Source organism: Stutzerimonas stutzeri, assembly GCF_051028275.1.
Classification (GTDB): domain Bacteria; phylum Pseudomonadota; class Gammaproteobacteria; order Pseudomonadales; family Pseudomonadaceae; genus Stutzerimonas; species Stutzerimonas stutzeri_AS.
The window spans coordinates 1,409,746-1,435,957 of record NZ_CP069269.1; the positions used below are offsets into that span (position 1 = coordinate 1,409,746).

Here is a 26,212-nt window from a genome sequence, read left to right on the forward strand (position 1 = left end):
ATTGATTATCATCCTTTGGTCGCGAAAGGCATGAACACATGCTGACAGCATCATCAGGCTCGCGACTAATACCCACACATTAAGGAGCTGGAGTATGACTGGTAGCAAAGCCGGGCTTGATAGGGCACGGACACCTTGGCGACGCACCACGACCGCGGTTTTGTGCTGCGCGCCGTTGGTGGCTGTTCCGATGATCGGAAATGCGCAGGAGTCGTCTACGAAGAAAGCCGACGAGCCGTTTCGCCTAGCCCCCATCATCGTCAACGCCAGTGCATCCGCCGGCGACGACGCAAGCACCGTCGTTGCACAGGAGCTTTGGGTCGGCGGCAAGGTGCCTACCAGCATTCTCAACACGCCCGCATCGGTTTCGGTTGTCACTCAGAAGGAGATCGAACAGCGCAGCGCGAGCACGACTGAAGAAGTTCTGCAGTACACCCCTGGCGTGATCAGCGACTATTACGGCACCGACGACCGTAACGACTATTTCAAGATTCGCGGCTTCCAGGCCACCACTTACCGTGACGGGCTGACCCTGGGGTCGATGCGCGGTGTGCGCGAAGAGCCCTTTGCTTACGAGCGCATTGAGATCTTGCGTGGGGCCAACTCCACCTTATTTGGTCCGGCAGATCCAGGTGGCTCCGTAAACTTCGTTACCAAGAAACCGCGCTTCGACAAGTTCGGCCAAGGCTATGTGACATACGGTTCATTCGACCATATCGAAACCGGCATCGACGTCGGCGATTCGTTGAATGAGGACCAAACGCTGGCCTACCGATTCACCGGCAAGTTCCAGGACAGCGAACGTGAATATGACCACTCCAAGGACGACAGCAAGTTCTTGATGGGCGGCCTGACATGGGCACCGACCGCGTTTACGTCGGCCACAGTGATTGTGGATCATCTGAATACTAAAAGTTCGCCAAACAGTGGCGGTTATCCGAAGGACAGGGAATACGACCGCAGTAAATTCTATGGCGAGCCAAGCTACAACTTTCATGACGTCGAGCGCACCAGTATCAGCGGCATATTCACTCATGATTTCGATAACGGCTTCGTTCTTCGCAGCAACCTGCGCTACAGCGAGCTGACCGACGATTTTGGCTACGTATATCTGGACGGTACGGGAACGGGGACCTTACTCAATCGGGATGCTTTCGGTACTGACACCGAAGCTGATCAGCTTAATGGCAACCTGATGCTTCAGTACGACGCCCGCTTCGAGAACATCGATAGCAGCACCATGGTTGGGGTGGAGTACCGCGATGCTTCGTCCGAGGATAGCTCCGTATATCAGAGCGTTACTCCCATCGACATCGCCAACCCGGTATACGGCGGTGCCCCGGTCGGACTGGTTCCCTACCGTCGTAACAAACAGGACTACACCACCAAGTCGGTCTTTGTGCAGCAGAACCTGTCCTTCTTTGATCGATTCATCGTTACCGGCGGTATGCGTAACGACTCCCTGGATCTCTCCAGCACAGACATCACCGACGTGAAAGTTTCCGATAGTTTCTCGGAGACGTCCTACCGAGGTGCGCTGACCTATATCGTCAACGATGAAATTTCCACTTATGTGAGCATGGTGGAATCCGTAGCACCGCCCACCATTGGCGTCACCCCTGAGCGGGGCAAGCAATACGAGCTCGGCGTGAAATACTCGCCTATAGGCATGAATGCGCTCTTTTCCGCAGCGATTTACGACTTGACGCAAGAAGACGTCACCATTGCGGTCGTGCAGCCTAATGGCACCATCGAGCGGGAGACTATTGGTGAATCCCAGGTGCGTGGCCTTGATCTCGAAGCCAAGGCGGAACTGACTCAGAACCTGAGCCTTATCGGTGGCTACTCGTACATGGAGTCGGAGGTGCTGCGTGGAGCGTTGCGTACCGGCGTTTCACTCAAGGGAAATGAGTTCGAGGCAGCGCCCAAGCATTCGGCCTCACTGTGGACTTACTACAATTTGCCAGGTACCACGATGAGTGTCGGCCTCGGCGCGCGTTACACCGGCGCGTACTACTTTGACGCCGCTAACAGTGAAAAAAGCGATGCGACTACTTTGTATGACGCAGCCTTCAACTACCGGATCCTCAAAGACACCGAGCTAGCGATCAACGTCAGCAACCTGCTGGACGAGCAGCACGTGGTCGGCTCCGGCACCGCGGACTACTACAACCCGGGTCGTGAGATTACGGCGAAGGTCAGTTACAACTGGTAATCGCAAGCACTAGAGCCATCTGCCTTGGCGGCCCTTAGGGGCTGCCAGGGTTTGGCAACTTCTTCTTCCTCTTCTTCGACGCTTGGCGCCCAGGCGGCGCTCTATCACGCCTGGCATCTCTCGCTACGGCTTTCCTGTTCAGGGCGATGCCCGCCTGGCAGGGCAGACTTTGCTGGCAAAGCGAGCTACAGAAGTTTCCTGAATATCGTTTTCAAATCACAGCTGCGGGCAACGGTGTTCCCACATCGTCAGGGACGCGCTGGTATATCTAACGTGGCCCGCCCCGAAGACAGGTAAGCGGCGATCTGACAAGCGCTGAATGTGCTCGACTATCTTTGGCATTGAGCACTGCCCAATGGGGCCATCACCGTCGCGTGACTCACTGTTTGCTCAGGGCTCGCCTATCTGTGCCTGGTCGAACAGTGCCTTCGTCAGCCATCAGAGCAAGGTCGCAACGACCCAGATCAGGCCCCCGGCCAGCGGAAGGAGTACCGCCAGGCGTGGCGCATAGGGAAGCAGCATCAGCAACGCAAAACCGCTCAATGAGATCAGGCCGAACCAGGCGACCACGGCCATGCCGGTGGGCCAGACGATGGCCGCAACGTAAACGGCAAAGCCTAGCAGCGAAGCACCGACAGGCATGCAGAGCCGGCGGAGCGACATAGGCACCCGCGGATTGACCAGTTGTTTCCAGTGGCGTTCTTTCGCGAGGCAGAAGCCCAACATGCCGGCATATGCAAGCACGAGGCTCGCGAACAATGCGGATCCATTCATGACGAGACTCCTGCCGCGGGACGCTCGAGGCGAGCCGAGCGGTCTTTGCGGGCAGCCACAACGGTGGGTATTTTCCAGGCTGTCCAGCCCACCAGCAGCCCCATAAAGGCCACGCCTGCGAGCAGCGAGAGCCGCATGTTGTCCAGCGAACCCCCGAACGCCAACAGGTCCAGCACTGGCAGGGCGAGCGCCATCAGCGCAGCGACCGCGAGCTGTTCGCGCCAGGCATGCAAAGGCTTGCGGAGCCAGGCGTGCAGCCAGCTAAGCGCCCAGATACCAAAGAACAGCCGTAGCTCCCAACCCTGGCGTGCGGCCAGCTCTGCCGGAAGTAATCGGTTGCTCCACAAAAGCGCGACACAGGCCAGCGAAAGCCCAGCGACGACCGCTATGTTGAGGCTCTCCACCAGACGCAGAAAGTGCGGGTTGGTCTTGGCCAGATTGCGCTGTTTGACTGCATAGAGCACCAGGCCCGTGCCGATCATGGCGCAGCTGACCAGGCCGCAGATGAAGTACAGCCAGCGCATCGGGTAACCGCCGAACTGGGCGAAGTGCAGGCCCGCCAGCACGCGTTGCGTCAGCTGGCTGGTGCGCGACGGCTCCGGCGCGTGAATCAATTCACCCGTCACACCGTCGAAGAGTATGCCTTCGCCCTTGGTCAGCTCGAGGCGACTGCCAAGCACCGTCCGCGCGGTTACCTTGGCATCGACCCGGCCGGGATTGTTTACAGACAGCCCACCGACCATGCCTGGCCCATAGTGTGCTTCGGCTCGGCTGACGATTTCGCTCAGAGGGAGCAGCGGCGCGGCGTCGGCCTGTACAGAAGGGGCTGAACGGCTGCCGCTACGTAGCGCCTCTTGCGCCGCCCAGGCCGGCTGCGCCTCATTGAAAAAGGCGCGGGTGTCGCCTTCATACAAGACATCGACCGCTGCCGGCATATAGAGCAGATAGAAGATGGCAAGACCTGTATAGGTGATCATCAGGTGGAAGGGCAGCAGCAGCACGGCGCTGGCGTTGTGGCCGTCAAGCCAGGACCGCTGCCCCTTTGCTGGGCGGAAGGTGAAGAACTCCTTGAAAATCTTCTTGTGAATGATGATGCCGCTGATCAGCGCCACCAGCATGGCCATCGCCGCGAACCCGACCACCCAGACACCCAATGTCCGTGGAAGGTGCAGCGTGTAATGAAAATGGAAGAAGAAATTGCCACCGATGGTTTCACGAGGCGCGGTGACCGCTCCGGTGGATGGGTCCAGATGAGTGACACTGCCGCCGCCACGTCGACGTTCGCCAACCGAGACGGCCAGGCCCGGCGAACGTTCGGTGGGCAGGCTGATGTTCCAGTTCGTTTCGTCCGCATGGTTTTCTGTCAGCCAGCGCTGCGCCGTGTCGGCTGCGGACGCAGCCGATTGCTGCTGATTCGTCAGCTCCGGCTGCATCCACCAGTTGATCTCCTTGTCGAACACCGCGAGGGTGCCGGTGAGAAAGATCGCGAACAGCATCCACCCGAGCAGCAGCCCGCACCATGTATGCAGCCAGGACATAGATTGCGTCAGGCTGCCTTTCATGGCAATAGCTCCGTCAGTTGCGGCCAGTAACCGATAAGCGCGAAGGGAATGGCCAGCCCGGTGCCAATCAGCACGCGCCGCAGCGAGTGTGCCGCGAACGCCCAGAGCAGGAACACCAGATACACCACAAAGGAAAGCAGCGAAGCAGCGGTAACGGCGTCCACCGGATCGAGCGGCAACAAGCGTGCAAACGCGGCGGTAAAGGCATAGGTGAAAGCGTAACCGCCCAGAAGGGCCAGTACGGTGCGGGCCGCAACTTCAGGCCAGGCACTTCGCGATTGGGTGGCAGAACGGGTCACGACGGGCTTCCAGTGAGGTCCATACGAAAAATGCCCAACCGTCGAAACGCCGGTCAGGCATGGGGGAGTCTGTTCAACCGACTCGGGTACACCGATGCGCCCGGTCAGGCTAAGTTCGTTACGCCAGTCTCCTGAAGCGAAGCGAGACGCCTGGCGTGGGGCAAGGCATCTGCTTCGTTAATCGTTAGAACGAAGCGCTTATTCCGACGGTGTAGCGGCGCCCGTCGAGTACGGTTTCGTAACTCTCGTAGCCGATCTGCTCGTTGAAGATGTTGTAAACACCGGCAAGCAGCTTGACGTTACGGTTCAGGTCATAAGTACCGCCGAGATCAACCAGCGTGTACGAGGGCGTGCTTTCCGCCATGCTGGCGCGCGACAAATATTCTGAAGTTTCGCTGCGGTAATTGAGCCGTGCCCAGGTGCCGAGGTGGTCGCTGGCTTGCCAGTCCAGCATGGTGTTGAACATATGCTTGGGCATCTGGTTCAGCGGTTCGCCGCTAAACTCGCCGCTGCGCTGTTCCGATTCGGTATAGGTGTAGTTGGCACCCAGCGACAGCGTTTCGGTGATTGCCCAGTCAAAGGTCGCCTCGACGCCGCGCATGCGAGCTTCGTCGACGTTCACGCGGTCGCTGATGAAGCGATACGCCTCTCCGTTGACGACGCACTGGCCCGATGCGGTGGCGGTGGTGTCCGAGCAACGGCGAACCTCGGTGATCTTGTCCTTGAAATCGGTGTTGAACAGCGTGACGCCGGCCGACACACCGTTCAGGCTGTCCCATAGCACGCCGATTTCCTGGCTTAGGCTTTCTTCAGGCTTGAGCGCCGAGTTGCCTACGATCACCGCCGGATCGCCACGGCCACCGCCAGTGATCTGGCCCCAGTTGTCCACCGCCGCGCGGATGTCCGGCGAGCGATAGCCGCTGGAGACGCCACCTTTCACTGTCCATTGCTCTGCCGCTTGCCACACGCCATAGACCCGTGGAGACCAGTGGGTGCCGTAATTTTCGTCTCGATCCATGCGCAGGCCGGTGGTCAGTGCAAAGCTGTCGGTCAGGCTCCATTCGTCCTCGGCAAACAGCGCCCACGACCAGCGTGTGAGGCGGGTCAGGTCCTCGGCGCCAGCCAGCTGATTGCCGTTGTCCGACAGGTCTTCGTACTTGTACTGGCCACCAAGCGTGGCGATATGGTCGCCCAGGAAGAACGAACTCTGCGTGTTGAATACGCTGTTCTCCAGTTCCATCTCGCGGCCCGGGTTCTCGATGCGCTCCTGCTGCAGATAGGTCTCTGACTGGCCCCCATCCCAGCGACCGGTATGGCTGATGGAATAATGGGTACGGTCGTAATCAGACAGCGAATCGCCTCTGCCTGTACTGGATTTGCCGATCGTTGCGTTGCGTTCCTGTTCGGTCTTTCCCACTTCCAGAACGATATCGTTGGACGCGTTGGGCGTGAACGACAGCTTGGCCGTGCCGCTATCGGTCTTTTGCTCGTTGAAACCGCCAAGAATGTCGTCTTCGTCTCGGCGAGACGTCTGTCCATAGACCTGGAGCCCCAGCAGACCGTCGACCAGAGGCCCGGAGAGGTAGCCGTTGAGGGTATGGTAATCGCCCGAGTCGGAGCGGTCCTGGAAGGTCTTTTCGGTTCGCAAGCCACCGTGCCAGGTATCGGCTACCTTGCGCGTGATGATGTTGATCACGCCGCCCATGGCGTCGGAGCCATACAGGGAGGACATCGGGCCACGCACGACCTCGATGCGCTCGATGGCTTCCAGTGGCGGCGTCCAGCCCTGCTCGATGCCCGGCCCATCGCTGTTGGGACGCGTCGCGCGCGACTCCATGCGTTTGCCGTCGATCAGAATCAGGGTGTATTTGGATGCCATGCCGCGAATGCTGATATCGCTGGAACTGGCGCCACCGGTCACAACGACCCCTGGTATGTCACGCAGCGCATCGGTCACGTCGCGATAGGATTTATCCGCCAGTTCTTCTCTGGTGACCACGGAGATGGAAGCGGGGGCCTGCTTGATCTGCTGCTCGAAACCCGACGCGGTCACGACAACGTTCGACAGTTCGACCGGCTCTGCGGCGCTGGCCGGCATGCTCATCCAGGTGGCTACGGTGATTGCACAAGCCAGCCGATGTCGATTGAAAGTCATCATGTACTGCCATCTCCCTGAGAAAACTTAGGTCATCTGCCGCCACGAACGACATGGCGCATGCGTGAGACCTGCGGAACAAAGCCGCAAATCGACCGCAATGCTAAGTATTCTCATTTGAGAGTAAAGCGCATTTACAATCTATACACTTTTGAGCTCGATGGTCAGGCGCAGGCCAGGGTTGCTGTTTTCGGCCCAGATTGCACCGCCTTGCATCACGACCATGCTGCGGGCAATGGCGAGGCCAAGACCGAAACCGTCGCCTCCCGGACGGGCCGCGCTGAGCCGCGCAAAGGGCCTGAAGATGATCGACAATTGCGCGTCCGGCACGCCAGGGCCCTGATCTTCGATGCGCAGCTGCCAGCTGTCTTCGCCTCGTTGCGCGCTCAGACAAACCACCCCGTCCGGTGGGGAATAGCGAATGGCGTTGCGCAGGATGTTTTCCATCGCCTGTGCCAGTGCGTTGAGGTTGCCGAGCACCTGACACCCTTCAGGTATCCGTGCCTGGATGCGCTCTCGCGGCCATCCAGCCTCGAAGCAGGCATCTTCACAGAGCAGCTCCCAGAGCGCCGCGACATCCACCGGCTCGCACTCGAAGCGTGGCTGTTCGCTATCCAACCAGGCGAACTCCAGGGTGTTATCGACCAATTGCTGCATGTTGGTGATCTCACGCTCTGTGCGGTTGCGCATTTCTTCGGCGCTCAGTTCGCTTTCACAGGCGACACGAAGCCGGCTCAGTGGCGTACGCAACTCATGGGACAGATCCCGTAGCAGCTGTTGCTGCTGGGTGACAGATTCGCGCAGACGTTGGGTGAGGTATTCCAATGAACGGCCCAGTTCGCCCAGTTCATCGTTGCGCCGCGCAATGGACGGCGGAAGCAATGTATGGAGGTGGTTGTCTCGCAATTCGTGCGCCTGCAGACGCAGGCGGTCCAAGGGTGAAACCAGCATCCGGTAGAGGAGCCAGCAGAACAGCAGTGACAGCAAAATCAGTGGCAGATATACGCCGCCCGCAGTGAGCAACGCATGGTGACGCCAGGGCCGGAAGCGTTCCGGCAGCTGGATTATCAGCTGATCAGCGGTGCCCTCCAGCGGGACGGATACCAGCGGCAGGCCCTGATAGCGCCTGCTCATGGGCCATTCGTAGTGCCGGACGAACGTTAGCCTCTGCCGCTCCTCGTCGCTCAACGACTGGTCGCCCAAGGGTTGTAACTGTGCGTCTACCACGACCAGCCAGGACTCACGTTCCTTCATCTCCCTGAGCCACTGCGCCATCGCCTCTGGGCCCGCTTGCAACGCGGCCTTGGCTTCGCTCGCGTAGCCGCGGAGGATCTCTCGCGCCTGTTCGGACAAGTGGGAGCTGGCCCGATCGATATGGCGACTCATGTAGCCGCTGGCCCAGATCATCGACAGACAGAATCCGGCAACAAGAACCACCAGTCGCCAGAGCAGGGAATGGCGGTTGGGCATCAGCTCGCCTGCAGTTCCAGCACGTAGCCTTTGCCCCACACTGACTCCAGGCGAAGGTTGACCACCTGCTGCTGCGCCAGTTTGCGGCGGAGATTGCTGATGTGCATATCCAGGCTGCGGTCATGTTGCGAGTAGCCGCGGCGAAGGGCTTGCTGATACAGAAAGGGCTTGCTCAAGACTTCACCCTTCGCATCGTGGAGCACTTTCAGCAGGCGGTACTCAGTGCCCGTCAGGCCCACCCAGCGACCTTCGTGGCACATGTCGCTGCGCTGGTCATCGAAGCGCAGCATGTCGTCATTGGCAGCTGGTGGCGCACTGCGCTCGTAAGCCACACGCCGGAGGATGGCGGCCATGCGCACCTGCAATTCCTCGATGCTGAATGGCTTGGGCAGGTAGTCATCGGCACCGCTGTCGAAGCCCTGAATGCGATGCGCTTCGTTGCCCAGCGCTGAGAGCATGAGTACAGGCGTGCGCTGGCGGGCACGCAGCCGGGTCAACAATTCCATCCCGCCGAGGCCTGGCAGCATCACGTCAAGCAGGATCAGGTCATACACCCCGTCGATGGCCAAGGCCAGGCCGGTGATGCCTTCAACGGCGAGCGTTACGTTGAAGCCACGGCTCTCGAGCGAACTCTTCAGATGGGCGCCGAGAATCGGGTCATCCTCGATCGCCAGAATCCGTCGGGTCGCGGATGGCTGCATTGCACGTATCCTAAGCAAATAGGAATGATTATAGATTGGATTGCCGTCAGACCGGCAACCGCCTTGCACGTCTGCTCTGTCCAGTGGCCCGCAGTGCGGCGGGACACTCGACGAACGCGCTTTTGCAGTGCATCTTTGAGTTTTTTGAGCCTATTGGCGTCGCTGGAGATGTTCATGCGTGTTTTCATCCTCGGCCTGTTTCTGGCGTCGCTGTCCAATGCTGATGGAGTGACTGCTGCGGCTGGCACTGAAGAGGTGCAGCTAATCAACGCCATCAATGCCTATCGCAGCGAAGTGCAGCGTTGCGGCGACAAGGCAAGCGAAGAGCTGCTTCCGGTGTCTCTTGATGCACGCCTGATCCTATCGGCTACTGGTGCCGGTGAGTTGCAGAGCGCGTTGTCGCGCGCGGGTTATCCAATGGTTAATGTCCAAGCCATCAGCCTCTCAGGTCCGCGCGATGCGCAAGCGGCCATGCAGGCGCTTGTTGAGAGCTTCTGTCGGGTGGTGCTCGACCCGCAGTACGCCGATATTGGCGTCAGTCGCGAGGGGAGGGACTGGCGCATCGTTCTGGCGAGACCCTTGCTAGGTGGGCATCTAAAGGATTCCCAGACGGAAGGAAAGATGTTGCTAGACGAACTCAACCGTGCCCGCGGACAGGCTCGTCAATGTGGCGGTACGGATTACGCCGCAGCGCCGCCGCTGGGGTGGAACACGACGCTCGCAACGGTCGCCGAAACCCACAGCCGAGCCATGGCCAATGGTAATTTCCTCAGCCCGCTGGACAAGGATGGGCGCACGCCTGGCGATCGAGCCGAGCTGGCAGGCTATATCGGGACTCAGGTGGGGCAGAACATCGCTGCAGCGCTGGATCGGTCGAGCAAGGTCGTCGAAGGCTGGCTGGCAAGCCCGGGGCACTGCGCAAACGTGATGAATCCGCGCTTCAGCGAGATGGGCGCCGCCTATGCAGTCGATCCGCAAAGCGATGCTGGCATTTACTGGACGGCGACCTTTGGTGCGCAGTAACGGCTGCCCCTTTGCCAGTGTGCCCCATTGGCCAGAGGTGGCCCGTTTCCTAAAAAATGGTTTTTTCTCATGGTTCATGTTGCAGCGAACATTGCGTGATCGAAGCGCTCGAACGTTATGAACCGCTAGCCCCTGATCGATGAGAAGAGCACATGACTGACCCTAAAGACCCGCTCAAGGATGGTCTGACCCCGCCGGATTACGACGAATACGGCGACGCGCCTGACGCCGGTGGAGACAACCCGGAAAACACCGTCGAACCCAAAGACGAGCCCAATGCCGGCGAGAGTCCGCTCGGCTAGCAGTCGCATCCCGCGCCGTCATCGAATGCAGACGCCTGTCGACAGGCTGGACAATTGGCTCCACCCAGCCTAAAAAGGCGCCCCTTATGCTAGGCAGCGCAAAGGTGCCGCTGGCAGTCGAGTGTTCTCAAAGGCAGATGAAACGTGAGAAAGAAAAAGCCCGTTGATCCCGTTCGGCAAGCAGAAAAGAATCGCGCACACAGGATCGGTTGGGCTATTGCTCTGGCCGGCATCGTGGTGGGCTTCATTCTGGTGATGATGCAACCGGCGTGACGAAGGCATATGGCCGGTTAAGGCCGACCTCAGTGAATGACGTGACGAGCAGGCTTTTCGGTCATCATCTGCAACAGCGGCATGGCTTTGGCACCTTGATTTATCGCCGGCTGGCCTAGGGCGGCGAGCGCGGTGCCTATCATGCCGGTCAGAATGAAGGTCAGTAACAGTCCCCCTATTCGCAGCGCTAAGGGGTGTAGATCAGTGAGAGCTGGATATGCACCCCCGACGTCCGGCGTAACCGGGCTATCCGTAGGCGCCAGGTGCAGGCGGGCTGCGTCGTTCGGTATCTGGTCAAGCCCAGTCGTCATGTTCGTTCCCTGAAAATGGAAGCCTGCACTCCGTGATGCGCTTGGGCATCGATCCGTCCGTTGCATGGACAGGCTGACTCTATAGGCATACCGCAGCGCTATCAATCGATCTGACGGTGGATGCAGATTGTTGGCTTAAGGCGCACTTGCAAGACGAGGTAGCCTGCACTGGATAACCGCACGCTACCGCTCGCAACGGCATCCAGAGACGCCTGATTGCAAGCAGTGCTGCACACCTTACGAGGCCCTCAAATTGCGCACCGTTGATGCAGATCCGTCTGCTGCGGTGATGAGCGCCCATCGGTAAAGCTGTCGATCGCTCCGGCGAACCAGCGACAGGGCAGGCCCCTGCGTGGCCTTCATACCGCAGTCAGGGTAAGGTGCGAGCCCAACCCTTCCAGAGACTGACCGCCGATCATGAGAACCGATAGCCGCCTGTCTCGTATGCTCCACGTCCTGCTGCACTTGGCGCGTGATGAGCGACGGTGACTTCCGAGCAGATCGCGCAGATGCCTGGCACCAACGCGGCCGTGGTGCGACGGACCATGACGGCGTTGAGAAAAGCTGGCTATGTCCGTGCCGACAAAGGCTACAACGGGGGCTGGAGCCTTTCGGTGGATCTGCGACACGTTACATTGCTGGATATTTTCAACGCGGTCGGTGGGCCTCGTATCTTCGCCATTGGCGCTGATCGTGATAACCCTGATTGCCTGGTCGAACGTGTCGTCAACGCTGCGCTCGAAGAGGCCATGCAGGAGGCTGAAACTTTGCTGCTGAACCGGTTGGGCTCGCTGAGCCTGGCTGACTTGTCAGGTCAGTTCAATTCGCTGTACAGCCACTGTCGCTCAACGCCTGCCAACCACTGATCCCCTCGACGTCCGAGGCAGTAGCCAGCACCGGGCGCGCCTGTTGATCGTTGCCTGCGGCGTGGTCGATGAGCTGCCCACGACTCCGGGGCTGGCTGAGCGTTGGGGTTCGGAGGTGTTTCACTGTCCCTATTGCCATGGCTATGAGCTGAAGCTGGGGCGCATCGGCGTGCTCGCAACCTCTCAACTGTCTATGCACCACGCGCTGATGCTGCCCGACTGGGGCACTACAACACTGCTGTTGAACGATGCATTCGAGCCAACCACTGAAGAGCTGGCGCAACTCGAGGCGCGAGGCACGGCGCTGGAGCGTACCCGGGTCGCGCGGCTGAAGGGGGGCGCACCGATAACCGTGGAGCTGGAGGATGGCCGAGAGCTGCCCTTCGGCGGCCTATTCGTCGCGCCCCGGATACGTGCCTCCAGCTTGGTCGCTCAGCTGGGCTGCGAAATGGCGGAAGGCCCACTCGGGGCGTTCATCAAGACTGATCCGAACAAGGCGACCTCTGTTCCGGGTGTGTTCGCCTGCGGAGACATAGCCCGAGCGGCCGGTTCCGTACCGCTGGCTGTAGGCGATGGCGCCATGGCTGGCGTAGCGGCGCACCGTGCGCTGATGTTCGGTCCGCCGGCTGATCGTTAGCGCAGCATTACTGGGTCGACTCCCGATCCTCAAACAAGAGGATGGGCAACTCCTACGCCAGCTCGTTGGCGCTAGATGTTGCGTTTTCTGCAGCGGTTCACAGTTCGGCCCCTGGGAGTCCCAAACCGCGGTGCCTGCAAGGTTCAAGAAAGCTACGCCCATTCAAATGGCACGCCTGAGTTGCGCGTAACAGGTCAGCCACCTGCACTACGCGTTGACTCGGACGCATGCCGCCACAGCGGCGTACGCTATTCATTGAATCAGAGAGGAATACCGTGTTGATCAAGAAAACACTCCGCGCGCTGCTGTTGGGCAGCAGTCTGCTGAGCGCATTTTGCTGGGCAGAACCCGTGCCTCTGGAAACCATGAACATGGCGGGCCTGCAACGCACCCTGGGTCAAATCGCGGCCAAGAATTACTTGATGATCGGTTCGGGTGTCAAAGTTGCCGAAGCCACCAAGCAGCGCGATGACAGCGTAGCACTGTTCGAAGATCATCATGAGCAACTCAAGTTAGCAGCGCCGAACGACGCCATCCGTGCTGAGCTGGACAAGATAGAAGCCACATGGGCGGCCTATCGTGAGTTGGTCCTTGCCGTACCGAGCAAGGACCAGGCACCCGCAGTACTGGCCAAGGCCGAGACATTGGTGCAGCAGGCTCAGCACCTGACTGACTTGCTCGAAGAGCACAACGGCGACGAGGCTTCGCATTCGATCAACCGCAGCGGCTGGAACCGCGTACTGACCCAGCGCACCGCAATGTTCTATATGGCCCGTGCATGGGGTGTTCAGCATCCTGACCTGGACGCTAAGTTCGAAGCGTCCGTTGCGGAGTTCAGTGTCGTGATGGATGAACTGCAAGCGGCTGGCTCACCTAATCCTCAGATTGCTGATGCCTTGCGCAAAACAGATGCCCGCTGGAAATTCGCGAGCAAGGCGTTCGCCTCGCCGGAGTTTGTACCGACTATCGTTGCTGTCAACGCCGAGTCGATGTTCCGTCAGCTGAATGAGATGACGCGTCTGTACGCCGGATTGACCGAGTACGCGCTGTAACAGTCACTGGTTAAAGCAGGGCAGATAACCGCAGCATGGCACGCTAACGGATCAAACCGTTAAGCGTGCCGGCCGCGTTAAGGAGCCACGACCCGGCGCCGCAGCACCGGACCGGATCCTGGTCAGACTCAATACACGGACGTCAGAAATCGATTCCGAAGATTTTGGCGAATTGCTCTATCCGTTCTACGAAAAGCAGTGCGGCCAATGCATCGCTTCTGCGAAGGAAACGCTCACCGTGGGCGCAGCAGACAGTGTCATGGCTAAAACCCTGTCAATCGAAGAGGGCGCACCCGTGGTCGTCATCGAGCGCACGGCGCTTGGATATGACCGTTCTCCGCTGGAGTACCGCCTGTCCCGTGCCGCAGCCGATGGGTTTCGGTATCAGATCGATATTTCCTGAGCGGCACGCCAACGGAACCGGGAAGAGACCGACACAGGTCCTGCCCAGGACCGGGCCTGTTTCATCCTGAACGTGGACCATCACCATCACACCGACATTGGCCGCTACGCACCGGCGGCCACTGTTGTCGCCACGCTGATGCAGCGGTTGCAAACGCGGCCCCGGGCTCATTGGTCAGGATCACCGCTCAGAACTGCGGACCAGAGCGGGTGTTGTTGCCCTTGGCCAGCCGGTCATAAAGCACCACGTTGACCGTTGCAGCGAGGTTCATGCAGCCATTGGTTGGGATGTAAACGACATCCTCGCACCAGTCTCGGATCTCCTTGCTCAGCGAGCCATCCTCAGCGCCGAAGATATAAAGCGCACGATCCGGGTGCGTGTACTCGGGCAGCGCTCGCGCGCCTTCAACCAGTTCGACAGCAACCGGAATGCAGCCGAGCGGCAGAATCTTGCGCAGGTCATCGATGTTAATCAGCGGGATGCCCTGATGAACCTTCTTCGTATCGGTGATGAAATCCTTGGCGCGGTCGTAGCGGGTGCCCGTATAGAACACCGAAGCGGCGCCATAGCACCCAGCAGCACGCATGATCGCGCCCACGTTAGACGGCGACTTCGGGTTGCTCAGCCCGATGCAGGCATATCGTTTGTTGCTCACAGGGGGAGGGCTCGCGCGAAAAAACGCCAAGTATACGGGCCGCGCCCGAAAGGATGAAAAACCAGGCCTCTCATCACTGAATTGACGGGCGAATTTCATGCGCCACGGATATGATGCGCGCCCGTCAACGCTCCCGCTTACACATCAGGTCATCATGCCCGGCGATGCTCTCTATACCGACTTGTCGGGTTACTACGATCTGATGTGTGCCGATATCGATTACGGGGCGCAGAGTCAGGGTATCAACCGGCTTCAGCAGCTGTTTGGGAACGGCGGAAGACGGCATCTGGATCTCGCCTGTGGTACTGGGCCACACGTGCGGCTTTTCATCGAAGCGGGTTACCAGAGCAGCGGCCTCGATATCAACCAGCCCATGTTGGACATCGCGGCCTCGCGTTGCCCGCAAGCGCAATTTTCCTTAGGCGATATGTGTCGCTTTGCCGTCCCGCAGCCGGTCGACCTGATCACCTGTTTCCTTTATTCCATTCACTACAGCGCAAGCGTGCAGCGGTTGAAGGCCTGTATCGCCAGCGTCCATGGCGCCCTGGCCGATGGTGGGCTCTTCTGCTTCAACGCGGTCGACAAACACGCTATCGACAATGATTCATTCGTATCGCACAGCGCGAATCACCCGGATGGCTTGTTCAAGTTCAGCTCCGGCTGGCAGTACTCCGGCGCGGGCGAGCAACAGCTGTTGAGGCTGCGGATCGAGAAGAAGGCTGCAGAGCAAAGCCAGGTGTGGCACGACGAGCATCGTATGGTGGCGGTGACCTTCGGCGAACTGACCGGCTTGTTGCAGCCGTACTTCGAAGTCCACGTGCTAGAGCATGATTACGAGAAGATCATTCCGTGGAACGGGACGTCGGGGAATGCGATATTTGCATGCGTCAAACGGTAAAAGCCCAAACGCATCGTCCTGTTGATGAGCAGACTGCCTACTCGTTGCCAGGCTACTGGTTCATTACAGCGGTAGCTGGAGCGATGGCTGGCACGTCTAACCCCTTGCACCCCAGCAGATGCGCTGTCTGATTTGGCTATGAACGGACCTCTGCAACGCTGAATAATCAATTTCGTATGTGCTGAAGCGCGCATCGGCTGTGGTGTGCAATCAATGCAACCGATTGGCCGTCGACGACGTCTGGGTCAGATGCACTGCCTGTTGCGCCAGCTCATCGAGTAGCTGGTCGCGGTCTTTTTCCGCATCGCTCATGGCTTGAGCGCCGTGTTGCTTCACCAGGTAACTGTGAATCTGGCGGACCTCTTCGGACTGGAATATCGGTTCCAAATCCTGCACTGCCACCACGCCGCTGGAAGCCTGGCTGCGGGTGTTCATCACCACCTGCGGGCCGCGGGCGGCCAACGGCTGAAAGCCCAGCGACTGAAAATACGGCACCTTTCCGGCCACGCAGGCCACCTCCGCGTGGGGATAGCGCACCACCATAGCGTCGACCATGGCCTGGCCGATGCCCTGTCGGCGATGGTCGGCCTTTACCGCGAGGTAGAGCAGCGAGCACGCTTGCGGATCATCCATGTACGGCAGGAAGAGAGCAAAGCCGACCAGGAGAGCCGGATCGTCCGCGTCCAGCGCCATGATCAGCTTGGGTTTGCCCGGCTGCGCACCGTCCATGCTCTCCAGATAGCGATGCACCTCGAACCCCACGACGTACTGATACAGCTGGTAGAGCGGATTGCTGGGTGGTAGCGACACCGGGCTGATGTCGCTGAGGTAGTCCACCACCATCTGCAGTATTTGACTCTTCATCGATTCCGGCGGAGGGGTATCCAGGTGGGTGAGGGTGAACACAGGCGGGGCTCCGGAGTAATGCGGTAAAGTGGCCATTGTACTGTGCGACAGGCATGGCGTTAGAACGGATCCGTCGCTCATCACAGTCGTAACAGAGCATCCGTCAGTTAGCTGCCAGCCGGTCCATGCGTGACGGGCGGAAAAAGCACATTGATGCAATTTTTCTAGAAGCACTTGGGGGCAATATCCACGGATAGCCAGAGGCCGAGCCGTTATGGCGAAGCGAATGGTTCACCGCAGGCCGGCAAGCAGGGGGTTGATGTGATTGCGTGGGCTGGCTTAGAAAAAGCCTATTAAGGCTATAGCTAAATACCATGCAAGGCTTCAATGCGTTGTCCAACCCCGCCCAGACCCCTGCAGGCCGCATCGGCGCTGGGTTTGTAGCTGACTATCGTGGCTTGAACGGTATCGATCAGCGGTCTCAGCCCTTTTTTGTTCTGCAACGATGTCGGTGCTACGGTTTAGAAGCGGCGCCTGACCGCGACGACTACAACTACTTGAGGAGAAGAACATGAGCGCTGAGTCTGGAGAAACTACAGGTGGTGGATGCCCGTTCGGTCATGGCGCCGGTGCACCTCGCAAGCGTCCGAGCAACCGTGACTGGTGGCCGGAAGCTCTGAGCCTTACCTCACTCAACCAGCACTCGCCGCGCTCCAACCCATACGGCGGGGATTTCGACTATGCCGCTGAATTCGAGTCGCTCGATCTCGACGCGGTGATTGCTGACCTGCATAAGGTCATGACCGACTCGCAAGAGTGGTGGCCAGCCGATTTTGGCCACTATGGTGGGCTGTTCATCCGCCTGGCCTGGCACAGCGCGGGGACCTACCGCATCACTGACGGCCGTGGCGGCGCTGGCGGTGGGCAGCAGCGCTTCGCGCCTCTCAATAGCTGGCCGGACAATGCTGCCCTCGACAAGGCCAGGCGCTTGCTGTGGCCGATCAAGCAGAAATACGGCCGCAAGCTGTCATGGGCAGACCTGTACGTGCTCACCGGCAACGTGGCGCTCGAATCCATGGGCTTCAAGACTTTCGGTTTCGCCGGTGGCCGCGCCGATACCTGGGAGCCGGAAGAACTCTACTGGGGCCCAGAAGGCACCTGGCTGGGTGACGAACGCTACAGTGGCGAGCGGCAATTGCATCCCGGGCTGGGCGCCGTGCAGATGGGCTTGATCTACGTGAACCCGGAAGGCCCGAACGGCAACCCGGACCCCAAGGCATCGGCGCGCGACATCCGCGAAACCTTCGCCCGCATGGCGATGAACGATTACGAAACCGTGGCCTTGATTGCTGGAGGACACACCTTCGGCAAGACTCACGGTGCGGGCGACCCCTCGCTGATGGGGCCGGAGCCTGAAGGCGCCGTCATCGAGGACCAGGGCCTCGGCTGGCGCAGCCGCTACAAGAGCGGTGTCGGCGCCGACGCCATCACGTCGGGCCTGGAAGTGATCTGGAGCCAGACCCCGACGCAGTGGTCGAATTACTTCTTCGAAAACCTGTTCAACTTCGAGTGGGAGCTGACCAAGAGCCCCGCAGGTGCGCATCAGTGGCAGGCCAAGGATGTCGGCGAAATCATTCCCGATCCGTTCGACCCCAACAAGAAGCGCAAGCCGACCATGCTGACCTCGGACCTGGCCCTGCGCTTCGACCCGGAATACGAAAAGATCTCGCGGCACTTCCTGGAGAACCCGGACGAATTCGCGGATGCCTTCGCCCGCGCCTGGTTCAAGCTGACCCACCGCGACATGGGCCCCACCGGCCGCTACCTCGGGCCACTCGTACCCAAGGAAACGCTGATCTGGCAGGACCCGATTCCTGAATGCGATCACCCGCTGATCGACGACGCCGATATCGCCTCCCTCAAGCAGAAGCTGCTCGGCATGGGCTTTTCCGTGTCGGAGCTGGTGTCTGTCGCCTGGGCATCAGCGTCCACCTTCCGCGGCTCGGACAAGCGTGGCGGTGCCAACGGTGCACGTATCCGCTTCGCCCCGCAGAAGGACTGGGAAGAGAACAACCCGGCGTTGCTGGCCCGTGTGCTGGAAAAGCTGACCAACATCCAGAACGAGTTCAATGGTTCGGCAACTGGCGGCAAGAAGGTGTCCATGGCGGACCTCATCGTGCTGGCCGGCTGCGCCGCGGTGGAAAAAGCGGCCCAGGATGGCGGCGTCACCATCAAAGTCCCCTTTACGCCAGGACGAATGGATGCCCTGGAGGAATGGACCGATACAGAGTCGTTCCAGGCACTGCGCCCGGTCGCAGATGGCTTCCGCAATCACTACTACGACGCCCACTTCATGGCGCCCGAGGAGGCACTGGTCGACAAGGCGCACTTGCTCCGCCTCAGCGCGCCGGAAATGACTGCGCTGGTCGGCGGCATGCGGGTACTGGGCACTAACGCCGATGGCGGGAAGGAGGGCGTCTTTACCGACCGCGTAGGCACGCTGTCGAACGACTTCTTTGTCAATCTGCTGGACATGGGCACCGAGTGGGTCGCGACCGATCACAAGAATCGCTTCCAGGGCCTCAATCGCAAGACCCGCCAGCCCACCTGGACCGCCACCCGCGTGGATCTGATCTTCGGCTCGCAGTCCGAGCTACGCGCTCAGGCAGAGGTCTACGGTATGGCCGACGGCAACGAGAAGTTCGTCCATGACTTCGTCAAAGCGTGGGACAAGGTGATGAACGCGGACCGGGTCGACATCGGCAACCCAGCGGACATCTACAGCCAGAAGCTCTCTGCTTGAAATAAGTGCGGCGCCCTTAGGGGCGCCGCTTTGATCGCTTTTTTATCCTAAATTCAGCATGTCCGGAACCAGTACGCAGGGTTTACAACGGACCGACCGCACCGTCGAAAGTGCCACCTCCTTACACCGCCTCGGTCTGCCTCAGATCGGTCAGAGTTGAAGGCTTGTCGATCATCGCCTGAAGCCGGACAACCAAGGCATCCACGTCACGCAGCGCCTGTGCCACCGAGGCCGCCAACACCTCGCCGCCCGTTTCCTGTCCTTCGATGGCAATCTGATGGATGCGGGTGATCCCGATGAAATTGAGCGCGGTGATCAGGTTCGGTTCCAAATGGTTCATGTGCGCCATCTCTCCGCCTGGGCCAAAGCCGATGCCGCCCCTGGCGCTGAGAATGATGGCGTACCGCGGCCGGTCAGCCAGCAGCGGCACGTAGGGATCGGGCAGTTTGCTTTCATCCACTTCAACCGTCCGCCCCGGTCGCACGATCTGGTCGATCCAGGCCTTGAGCGCAGCCGGCATGCCGAAGTTGTAGAGAGGCGTGCCGATGACCAGCACGTCGGCGGCGATCAGCTCATCTACCAGCTGGTCGCTTTCGGCCAGCGTTTGCTTCATCCATGGCTCACGGCGTTCGTCTGGCGTGAAGCTGGAGGCGATCCAGTCATGGCTGATGAAGGAGGGTGGGTTTTGGCCAATGTCCCGATAAGTGATGTCGTCCTGCATGCGGCGGGCCTGCCATTGGCTGACGAAGCGCTGGGTCAGATGGCGGCTGTGGGAGCCGTGCTCGTCCTTGCCAGCGAGGCCGGGGCGGGCGCTGGCGTCGAGGTGCAGTAGGTGTGTCATGGCGAGTCTCCTCTGTGAAAGAATTCATCTGTGTTCGCGTTGAATGCAGGCTAGGGCTAGGCTCTGTAGGCGACAAACGACCATTTCTTTCGGTTACAGGTGAGGAAAACTCAGCTATGGCGCATCGGTGGTTACCTTCGCTTTCGGCGCTGCGCGCCTTCGAAGCGGCAGCGCGGCACGAGAGCGCCAAGCAGGCGGCCGAAGAACTTCACGTCACGGCCACGGCGATCAGTCATCAGATTCGTTCATTAGAAGCAACGCTCGGCGTGGCGCTGTTCCTGCGCAAGCCGCGCAAGCTGGAATTGACCGCTCAGGGCCGCGAGCTGCAGCAAACCCTGGAGACGGCCTTCGACAACATCAGCACAACGGTGGAGCGGCTCAGTGCCACGCCATGCCGGCAAGCCATCACGCTCAGCACCACACCGGCTATCGCCGTCCGCTGGCTGGTGCCTTGGGTCTGCATGCTGCGCGACTCCCACCCCGACATCGATCTGCGCTTTCACACCTCACACGAACCGGTCCCGCTGGACGGCGTTACGGCGGATATTGCCATCCGCTACGGCGACGGCCGCTGGCCGGGGCTATTGGCAGAGAAGCTGTTCGACAACACCTTCGTCCCGGTCTGCAGCCCGCACCTCGGTTTGCGTGATGTTGACGAGCTGCCCAGGCATCCCTTGATTCACTTCCATGCTCAGGCCGCCGCGTCAGCACCGATCCATTGGCTGGCATGGCAGAAGCTCGGCAACGTGCCGGGGCTGGACGTCAATGCCGGGCTGGTCTTCTCCGACGAGACCCACGCCATCTCGGCTGCGATTGGTGCGCAGGGCGTGGCCCTGATGAGCCGTCAGCTGATCGAGGATGAATTGAGGGCAGGGCGGCTGGTGCAGCCGTTCGGACCGGAGATGGAGGGCAAGCCCTTTCACCTCGTGTACCCAGAAAATCGTCGGGAGGACCCGGCGGTGCTGGCGGTGCGGGAGTGGGTGATGGCGGTGCCGGGTAGGTTGTGCGAGGTGACAGGGTGAGGCGTGGATACGCAGAGCCTGACGTGCTCCAGCAGATCCGTTACTTTCGTCGCCGGCTCCTCAGGCCGGCAATGCGGGGCGTGAGCGCAAGGTCAGGCCAGCGTGCGCTACCAGCGTTGTGATGACCAGAGCGCCACCGTAGAGCGTCGCGCTGGCGGGCGTTTCATGTAGAAAATACCAGGCCCAGAGCGTGCCCAGCACGCTTTCCAGCAGATAAAAGAGCGCCACTTCAGCTGAGGGCAGATAGCGCGTCGCATTGTTGATCAGCAGTGTGGCCAGGGGCATCTGCACCAGCCCCATCACCGCCAACGCCCAGTAACTTGTCGCGTTCAGGTTGAACGGCTGCGCATTGGGCAATGCGATCAATGCGGCCGCAAAACCGCCCAGCGCAATGAGTGGCATTCGATCGATGGCCGGATGGCGGCGCAACAGGGTGAGGTTGGCGCCCACCGCCGCCGAGGACAGCAGCGCATACCCGTTACCGGCCCGATCCGTCGGGGTGAAGGCTCCAGCAAATACCACCATGATCCCCAGTGCGGCTACACCTATCGCCAGCCAGGTATGCAGCCCCACGTGCTCGCGCAAGAAAAACCGGGTGAACAGCGCCGCGAACAACGGTGCTGTGCTGAGCACGACCACGACATTGGCAATCGTGGTATGGATGACAGCCAACACGAAGAAGATCGAAGTCAGCGCCATTAACAGTGCCGAACTGGTGCTGACCAGCGGTTGCGCCCGGATGCTCGCCCGGCTTTTGGCAGACAGCGAAAACACCCCAAGTGCCACGAACATCAACAAACCCCGCCAGAACACAATGTTCCAGCCATCCGCCTGTGCCAGACGCACCAGCAAGCCATCGAAGCTAAGTATGAAGATGCCGCTCGTCACCAGTAATAATCCGCGGGCTGAATCTTTCATTCGTTGTCCTCGGCATACCGCTGAGCATGTTGTTCTGGATCAGGCGCGCCGCGCTGTCATAGGGCACGTCCGGAGGTTGCCTCGATAATGGCCTCGGTTGTTTTCTCCGACCTGCCCAGAAGCGCCCCATGCACTTCGGTTCACGACCTTGGGCCGTGCACAGCCAGTCACAGCGCATGAAATGACCGGCCAAACAATGTTGCGTTACGCTTTTGATTGAATTTTCATGGCTAATCTATTTGCATGCCATCCAAATGAGAGGCTTAGCATTAAATAATGGAAAAACGTTACTGCGCTTATAATGACGAACCACGTTTGCATAGAGAGCGCGGGAAGAATGCTTTTTATTTCAGCTAGCCCTCGTGGGCCGAATGCAATGGAAATCAATATCGCAACGCCAACGATCGATATGGCAATTGCTGACAATAAGCAGCCAAATATCAGCTTGTTTTTTTCCGACTTATCCGGGGCCCTTTTGTTGGCAGTTACAAATTGATTGGAAGTAACCACGGATGCGCCCATCAAGATTGCTATATTAGCTCCGGAGCCGAAGTCAATGTCGAAGCCGAGTGCGAGTACATTGAAAAAGAGCATTAATGCTGCGTTTAGCAATGCAAACAATCCTACATATTTGATAACAGATATCTCGTTTTTAGATGTCATGGAACGTCCTTGTATTTCATCGTTTAATTAGCAGGTGAGCTAGATTTCACGTATGTGAGTCAATTGCAAAGCGATCAACGAGAGGGTATTGATCGCTGGTGTCTCCTTCAATCTGACGTGAGCTTCAGCAGGCCGACTGCGAGAAGCAGCCAAGCCATCCCGGCGAAGCAGAGCCACCAGGCCACTACCATGCGGTGTTTAATGGAGTGGGGGAGATTGCGCAGTTCGCTTTCCAACAGGTCTCCCCGGTTTATGTGACCTTTGGGGAACAATGCTATAGCTGCCAAACTGCTGGTTAACACAAAACGGGAGTAAAGGCCGCTGTCACCCCAAAGCATTTTCTGTCTAATCACGTATCCGCTGTTTGGGAACGTATGGAGTATCGTGTCGAGATTTCTGTAGGCCATTACAAGAATCATGAGCAGGCCTGAGAACCCGATTGCGAAAGGGGCTAAGAGAAAGGTGATTTGAAGGTCTAACGGCCAGGTTTCAAACCATGTGCTGAAGTTCAATGCTTACTCCCCTCATAAATCTTCTCGCCCGCAAGTTCGCCAGCCCATCCGCCACCGGCCCCACCAGCAACCGAAGCTCCGCCAACCACTACCAGACCGCAAACAACACCGCCCAGTCCGCCTGTCGCAATTCCAAGGGCGACGCAAATCGATCCCGCCGCAGGACTAGCAATCGCCACAGCTAGCGCTCCACCACCCAGCGCCCCAGCAAAATTACCCGTCTCGGTAAACCGAATCTTCTGACACGCCTGGGTTTCCCCGGCCTGGCAGACCTCTTGGACTTTCAATAGTGAGGCCGTCCCGCCAAGCGCGACACCAACGTAGCCGCCATACTTGAGGTACTTCGCCGCCTTGGCAATTTCATTCATGTGGGTCGCGTATCCGGGTATCTGGCCTGGCGCGCCGCCCTTGCTCCAATGATGTACCAAGCTACGGGTGGAAATGCCGAGATCCTGGCGCAAGGTTGGGTAGTTGCCCAGTCCCAGTTGCTTACCAAGAAAGGTTGCCTTCAACTGGTTGTCGAGCTGGCGGTACAGCTGTTGGCGGGACGTGAAGAACTGCTGACTGCGCAGATGACCATGCGCTGCGAACTCGCGCTGATGAAGGTATTCGATGTCGCGCAATGTGCTCTCGATTTGCTTCAAGCCGTTCCCGAGCACGTCGGTGCCGAGCCCCAGCGATCCGCTTGCGCCACCCACCATCAAAGCGATTTCGGCTTGATGGTCAGCCATGAAATTGGCTTCGCTCTCGCTCAATGGTTCCAGAGCTGCGCGCACCTTCGCTGCGGCTGCCATCAGGTCAGCTTCTTCGCGTGAGCAAGCGGCTGGATTGATCAGGTTGCCGAGAACAAACATTTCTCCGGCTTTAAAGCCCTTCGCGAAGGTCGGATTTAGAGCCTTGATGCGATTGACCAGATGTTTGTGCGGCGCGTCGGCGAACAGCCTGGCGAGCACCTGCTCGCCGGACATGCTGCGCGGCACTATGTAGAAGCCTGGCGGCAGGGCTTCGGGAAGCTTGAGCATAACGGGCGGCGGCCAATCCGATAGTTCTGGAGCGGCTTCGACCTTTTGCTCCCAGGCGGCAAAGGAGGCGCCGCCGTTGCCTGGCTTGATCTTCGGCAACTCGGCCTGTCGGCCCCAGCCATGTTCAGGTAGCCAGCTCGAATCGCGGCTGCCAGTTCTGTCAGGCTTCCAGCCGGTGTCCAGATCCCAGCCCTGATCGAACGGGTAGGCTGCGTCTTTGAGGGTGTCCGTCCCCATGAAAATCTTCCCTGTGCTGTTGAACCGGGCCGCAGTCTATCTGTTTGACGGCCTTGGCTAACCGGCCCTCGTTCACGAAACTTGGGCTTGGGCACTGTCGGGGGCTGCTAGATTTCAAATCGCGGCCTGCCAGCATCACTAGCGTTTCGTTCGGCACGGCGGAAAATGAGCGGGTTGGGGGTTAGAGCGTAGGGTGGAAAACGGCGAAGCCTTTTCCACGCGTCGCTTCCAGGCTACCTCGCTGTCCCCTTTTTTCTTGTGGGAGCGGGGAAAGTATGGCGGGTGGTGTCACGGAGCGGTGGACAAGCAGAGCGTTGGCCGCCTTTCATCGCTCGCTCTCGAAATCACTCAGGTGCTTTCTGACCAAAGCTACCGGTTAGCTTAGGGGCTAATTCTTTCAGCTCTTTTCCGATAGCGAAGAGCTGATCCATAGCCTCCTTGATGGAGTTTATGTCGAGCTTATCTTTATCGCTCTTTTGGTTTCTCTGCCGCAGGGGGTCTTTGTGTATCTCATTGAGAACCTGCTGCAGGTATGTCGTATGGCACGCGGGATCTTCCCCGCTCTGTCGGATCTGCTCCGAGAAACCTACAAGAGATTTGGCGAGAACGCTTTTGTAAGCATAATCCTCGGCTAAATTCTTTAACTTGATAAATTGACTTGCGCTAAACCATGATCCGGCGACGCACAGAGGTATAAGCGTGAGCCTTCCAATGATAAGCGGCAGAGATGTGGCCTGCTCTGCGCCGCTTGCAACCCAGATGCCGATGCCGATAGCGAGGAGAAGGAAGACTCCAGAACTTACAACCCAGCCTTTGGCTGCCCAGTCTTCTCGTGTGAGAGTATGGTGTTCTTGAAATGCAGCACTCAGGCCCTCGGCTGTAGCATAGCCAAGAGCTTGTCGAGAACTCTCAATTAGGCCTTCTGCTTTTTTTAGGAGTTTCTCATGCTGCGCCTGATAATCGCTAAGGCGCTGCTGAAAGCTTTCCGATTTTTTTGATTGTTCTTCTAACTGTATTTCTCGTTGAGAGATTTTGTTTACAAAGTTATCTATGAGTGTCTGCGTTTCCTTGATCTGGCTCAGGGCTTGTTTGGCGGACGTTTGTAGTGCAGAAATACTTCCTAAATGAGAGTCGGCGGCCTCTTCAGATTCGCTTATTGCGCTGAGCTTAGTAGGGATTTCAGAAATAAGGATTTCAAGCTCTGAAACTCTTGAGGAGAGATCGTCGTTAGCTTTCTTGCTTTCTTGCTTTCTTCTATGATGCTTTGTGCAGACTCTAAGGATGCTTCAATCTCTGTCGTCTTGACTGAGAGCTCAGTGGCACGCCTTTGCAGTTCATCGCAATTGTTGAAAAATTCTTCGCTTCGCTCGGCCGTGAATCGCAGATTGTATGGGCGAAGCGAAACTTTGAGTGCGTCTAAATGCGCTGCGATTTGTGCTCCGTTTTCTGACGGCAGCAGTTGCGCGAGCTTCGTGGTTAAGTTTGTTAGGTTTGTCCTTTCTTGGTGGGTAGTGATTTTTATAATTTTGGCGTCAGATTTAGAAAGGGCGGACAGATCGATCAGAATGGCATCCACCCCGGCTTTTAGGGAGTTGGATGTATATTCTCCCTCGGGGCCGAATGTGGGTTGGGCGCTCCATGATTTGAACTTTCTATTGGCGTTTCGTAGCTGTTTCTTGGCTTCTTTTAAGGCAGTGATGCTTGCTGTCATAGTGGCTTCCCTTCAGCTGCAGGCCCCGAGCAAACGGGGCC

The 26,212-nt window shown here is 58.9% G+C and carries 23 protein-coding genes and 2 pseudogenes; 10 read left to right on the forward strand and 15 right to left on the reverse strand.

Features of this window, described 5'->3' with window-relative positions:
- Positions 1-190 precede the first annotated feature (190 nt).
- Positions 191-2,215, forward strand: a complete 2,025-nt coding sequence (locus tag JQR87_RS06495; protein ID WP_407297804.1) for a TonB-dependent siderophore receptor — start codon at positions 191-193, stop codon at positions 2,213-2,215.
- Positions 2,216-2,653: 438 nt separating this feature from the next.
- Here JQR87_RS06495 and JQR87_RS06500 read toward each other — a convergent pair whose 3' ends face one another.
- The 6 genes from JQR87_RS06500 to JQR87_RS06525 all read right to left on the reverse strand — a co-directional run bounded on the left by JQR87_RS06500 (position 2,654) and on the right by JQR87_RS06525 (position 9,176).
- Positions 2,654-2,989 carry a DUF3325 domain-containing protein gene (locus tag JQR87_RS06500; protein ID WP_407291523.1) on the reverse strand — a complete coding sequence of 112 codons (336 nt, stop codon included), beginning with the start codon at positions 2,987-2,989 and terminating at the stop codon, positions 2,654-2,656.
- On the reverse strand, positions 2,986-4,551 hold the full coding sequence (locus tag JQR87_RS06505; protein WP_407291521.1) for a PepSY-associated TM helix domain-containing protein: 1,566 nt from the start codon (positions 4,549-4,551) through the stop codon (positions 2,986-2,988). Before JQR87_RS06505 ends, JQR87_RS06500 begins: the two co-directional genes overlap by 4 nt.
- On the reverse strand, positions 4,548-4,850 hold the full coding sequence (locus JQR87_RS06510) for an iron transporter (RefSeq protein ID WP_407291519.1): 303 nt from the start codon (positions 4,848-4,850) through the stop codon (positions 4,548-4,550). The genes JQR87_RS06505 and JQR87_RS06510 overlap by 4 nt, the downstream gene beginning before the upstream one ends.
- 184 nt (positions 4,851-5,034) lie before the next feature.
- Positions 5,035-7,008: a ligand-gated channel protein gene (locus tag JQR87_RS06515; RefSeq protein ID WP_407291517.1), complete on the reverse strand. Its 1,974-nt coding sequence runs from the start codon at positions 7,006-7,008 to the stop codon at positions 5,035-5,037.
- A gap of 138 nt (positions 7,009-7,146) precedes the next feature.
- A complete protein-coding gene (locus tag JQR87_RS06520; RefSeq protein WP_407291515.1) occupies positions 7,147-8,475 on the reverse strand; it encodes a HAMP domain-containing sensor histidine kinase in 1,329 nt (442 codons plus the stop codon).
- Complete coding sequence (locus JQR87_RS06525; protein ID WP_407291514.1) at positions 8,475-9,176, reverse strand: response regulator transcription factor; 702 nt, start codon at positions 9,174-9,176, stop codon at positions 8,475-8,477. Before JQR87_RS06525 ends, JQR87_RS06520 begins: the two co-directional genes overlap by 1 nt.
- A gap of 174 nt (positions 9,177-9,350) precedes the next feature.
- On the opposite strand from JQR87_RS06525, the gene JQR87_RS06530 reads away from it, so the two are divergent.
- Together JQR87_RS06530 and JQR87_RS06535 are read left to right on the forward strand one after the other, a co-directional pair.
- Positions 9,351-10,199, forward strand: coding sequence for a CAP domain-containing protein (locus JQR87_RS06530; RefSeq protein WP_407291512.1), 849 nt, complete (start codon positions 9,351-9,353; stop codon positions 10,197-10,199).
- Between the two features lie 152 nt (positions 10,200-10,351).
- Complete coding sequence (locus tag JQR87_RS06535) at positions 10,352-10,501, forward strand: hypothetical protein (RefSeq protein ID WP_407291511.1); 150 nt, start codon at positions 10,352-10,354, stop codon at positions 10,499-10,501.
- A 302-nt stretch (positions 10,502-10,803) separates the two neighbouring features.
- Here the strand turns inward: JQR87_RS06535 and JQR87_RS06540 are convergent, their stop codons facing one another.
- Complete coding sequence (locus JQR87_RS06540) at positions 10,804-11,085, reverse strand: hypothetical protein (RefSeq protein ID WP_407291509.1); 282 nt, start codon at positions 11,083-11,085, stop codon at positions 10,804-10,806.
- A gap of 417 nt (positions 11,086-11,502) precedes the next feature.
- Here JQR87_RS06540 and JQR87_RS06545 point away from each other — a divergent pair.
- The 4 genes and pseudogenes from JQR87_RS06545 to JQR87_RS06560 form a co-directional block, all read left to right on the forward strand.
- A pseudogene (locus JQR87_RS06545) lies at positions 11,503-11,951 on the forward strand (Rrf2 family transcriptional regulator).
- Between the two features lie 43 nt (positions 11,952-11,994).
- A complete protein-coding gene (locus JQR87_RS06550) occupies positions 11,995-12,588 on the forward strand; it encodes an NAD(P)/FAD-dependent oxidoreductase (protein WP_407291508.1) in 594 nt (197 codons plus the stop codon).
- A gap of 278 nt (positions 12,589-12,866) precedes the next feature.
- The gene (locus JQR87_RS06555) at positions 12,867-13,640 is read left to right on the forward strand and encodes a type IV pili methyl-accepting chemotaxis transducer N-terminal domain-containing protein (protein ID WP_407291506.1); all 774 of its coding nucleotides are present in this window, start codon (positions 12,867-12,869) and stop codon (positions 13,638-13,640) included.
- A 145-nt stretch (positions 13,641-13,785) separates the two neighbouring features.
- A pseudogene (locus JQR87_RS06560) lies at positions 13,786-14,043 on the forward strand (UTRA domain-containing protein); the annotation flags it as partial.
- Between the two features lie 187 nt (positions 14,044-14,230).
- On the opposite strand, the gene JQR87_RS06565 reads toward JQR87_RS06560, so the two are convergent.
- Positions 14,231-14,698: an RNA methyltransferase gene (locus tag JQR87_RS06565; protein ID WP_407291504.1), complete on the reverse strand. Its 468-nt coding sequence runs from the start codon at positions 14,696-14,698 to the stop codon at positions 14,231-14,233.
- A gap of 154 nt (positions 14,699-14,852) precedes the next feature.
- Between JQR87_RS06565 and JQR87_RS06570 the strand changes: the two genes are divergently transcribed.
- Complete coding sequence (locus tag JQR87_RS06570; protein WP_407297802.1) at positions 14,853-15,596, forward strand: class I SAM-dependent DNA methyltransferase; 744 nt, start codon at positions 14,853-14,855, stop codon at positions 15,594-15,596.
- 210 nt (positions 15,597-15,806) lie between these two features.
- Here JQR87_RS06570 and JQR87_RS06575 read toward each other — a convergent pair whose 3' ends face one another.
- Positions 15,807-16,502 carry a GNAT family N-acetyltransferase gene (locus JQR87_RS06575; RefSeq protein WP_407291503.1) on the reverse strand — a complete coding sequence of 232 codons (696 nt, stop codon included), beginning with the start codon at positions 16,500-16,502 and terminating at the stop codon, positions 15,807-15,809.
- 511 nt (positions 16,503-17,013) lie between these two features.
- On the opposite strand from JQR87_RS06575, the gene katG reads away from it, so the two are divergent.
- Positions 17,014-19,245: a catalase/peroxidase HPI gene (gene katG, locus JQR87_RS06580; RefSeq protein WP_407291502.1), complete on the forward strand. Its 2,232-nt coding sequence runs from the start codon at positions 17,014-17,016 to the stop codon at positions 19,243-19,245.
- A gap of 121 nt (positions 19,246-19,366) precedes the next feature.
- Here katG and JQR87_RS06585 read toward each other — a convergent pair whose 3' ends face one another.
- On the reverse strand, positions 19,367-20,086 hold the full coding sequence (locus tag JQR87_RS06585) for an FMN-dependent NADH-azoreductase (protein WP_407291500.1): 720 nt from the start codon (positions 20,084-20,086) through the stop codon (positions 19,367-19,369).
- A 116-nt stretch (positions 20,087-20,202) separates the two neighbouring features.
- On the opposite strand from JQR87_RS06585, the gene JQR87_RS06590 reads away from it, so the two are divergent.
- Positions 20,203-21,108 carry a LysR substrate-binding domain-containing protein gene (locus JQR87_RS06590; protein WP_407291499.1) on the forward strand — a complete coding sequence of 302 codons (906 nt, stop codon included), beginning with the start codon at positions 20,203-20,205 and terminating at the stop codon, positions 21,106-21,108.
- A gap of 60 nt (positions 21,109-21,168) precedes the next feature.
- Here JQR87_RS06590 and JQR87_RS06595 read toward each other — a convergent pair whose 3' ends face one another.
- From JQR87_RS06595 to JQR87_RS06615, 5 genes are all read right to left on the reverse strand, one after another.
- A complete protein-coding gene (locus JQR87_RS06595) occupies positions 21,169-22,026 on the reverse strand; it encodes a DMT family transporter (protein WP_407291497.1) in 858 nt (285 codons plus the stop codon).
- 204 nt (positions 22,027-22,230) lie between these two features.
- Positions 22,231-22,689: an ABZJ_00895 family protein gene (locus tag JQR87_RS06600; RefSeq protein WP_407291495.1), complete on the reverse strand. Its 459-nt coding sequence runs from the start codon at positions 22,687-22,689 to the stop codon at positions 22,231-22,233.
- Between the two features lie 107 nt (positions 22,690-22,796).
- Positions 22,797-23,201, reverse strand: a complete 405-nt coding sequence (locus JQR87_RS06605; RefSeq protein WP_407291494.1) for a hypothetical protein — start codon at positions 23,199-23,201, stop codon at positions 22,797-22,799.
- Positions 23,198-24,460, reverse strand: a complete 1,263-nt coding sequence (locus tag JQR87_RS06610; protein ID WP_407291492.1) for a hypothetical protein — start codon at positions 24,458-24,460, stop codon at positions 23,198-23,200. The genes JQR87_RS06605 and JQR87_RS06610 overlap by 4 nt, the downstream gene beginning before the upstream one ends.
- Before the next feature lie 1,153 nt (positions 24,461-25,613).
- Complete coding sequence (locus JQR87_RS06615; RefSeq protein ID WP_407291490.1) at positions 25,614-26,171, reverse strand: hypothetical protein; 558 nt, start codon at positions 26,169-26,171, stop codon at positions 25,614-25,616.
- Positions 26,172-26,212: the final 41 nt, after the last annotated feature.

Bases quoted from the DNA above. Each gene is read 5' to 3' on its own strand.
- katG (WP_407291502.1), top strand. From the start codon at position 17,014: ATGAGCGCTGAGTCTGGAGAAACTACAGGTGGTGGATGCCCGTTCGGT.
- JQR87_RS06600 (WP_407291495.1), bottom strand. From the start codon at position 22,689: ATGACATCTAAAAACGAGATATCTGTTATCAAATATGTAGGATTGTTT.
- JQR87_RS06540 (WP_407291509.1), bottom strand. From the start codon at position 11,085: ATGACGACTGGGCTTGACCAGATACCGAACGACGCAGCCCGCCTGCAC.
- JQR87_RS06535 (WP_407291511.1), top strand. From the start codon at position 10,352: ATGACTGACCCTAAAGACCCGCTCAAGGATGGTCTGACCCCGCCGGAT.
- JQR87_RS06505 (WP_407291521.1), bottom strand. From the start codon at position 4,551: ATGAAAGGCAGCCTGACGCAATCTATGTCCTGGCTGCATACATGGTGC.
- JQR87_RS06570 (WP_407297802.1), top strand. From the start codon at position 14,853: ATGCCCGGCGATGCTCTCTATACCGACTTGTCGGGTTACTACGATCTG.
- JQR87_RS06595 (WP_407291497.1), bottom strand. From the start codon at position 22,026: ATGAAAGATTCAGCCCGCGGATTATTACTGGTGACGAGCGGCATCTTC.
- JQR87_RS06610 (WP_407291492.1), bottom strand. From the start codon at position 24,460: ATGGGGACGGACACCCTCAAAGACGCAGCCTACCCGTTCGATCAGGGC.
- JQR87_RS06530 (WP_407291512.1), top strand. From the start codon at position 9,351: ATGCGTGTTTTCATCCTCGGCCTGTTTCTGGCGTCGCTGTCCAATGCT.
- JQR87_RS06500 (WP_407291523.1), bottom strand. From the start codon at position 2,989: ATGAATGGATCCGCATTGTTCGCGAGCCTCGTGCTTGCATATGCCGGC.
- JQR87_RS06520 (WP_407291515.1), bottom strand. From the start codon at position 8,475: ATGCCCAACCGCCATTCCCTGCTCTGGCGACTGGTGGTTCTTGTTGCC.
- JQR87_RS06615 (WP_407291490.1), bottom strand. From the start codon at position 26,171: ATGACAGCAAGCATCACTGCCTTAAAAGAAGCCAAGAAACAGCTACGA.
- JQR87_RS06585 (WP_407291500.1), bottom strand. From the start codon at position 20,086: ATGACACACCTACTGCACCTCGACGCCAGCGCCCGCCCCGGCCTCGCT.
- JQR87_RS06590 (WP_407291499.1), top strand. From the start codon at position 20,203: ATGGCGCATCGGTGGTTACCTTCGCTTTCGGCGCTGCGCGCCTTCGAA.
- JQR87_RS06515 (WP_407291517.1), bottom strand. From the start codon at position 7,008: ATGATGACTTTCAATCGACATCGGCTGGCTTGTGCAATCACCGTAGCC.
- JQR87_RS06495 (WP_407297804.1), top strand. From the start codon at position 191: ATGATCGGAAATGCGCAGGAGTCGTCTACGAAGAAAGCCGACGAGCCG.
- JQR87_RS06525 (WP_407291514.1), bottom strand. From the start codon at position 9,176: ATGCAGCCATCCGCGACCCGACGGATTCTGGCGATCGAGGATGACCCG.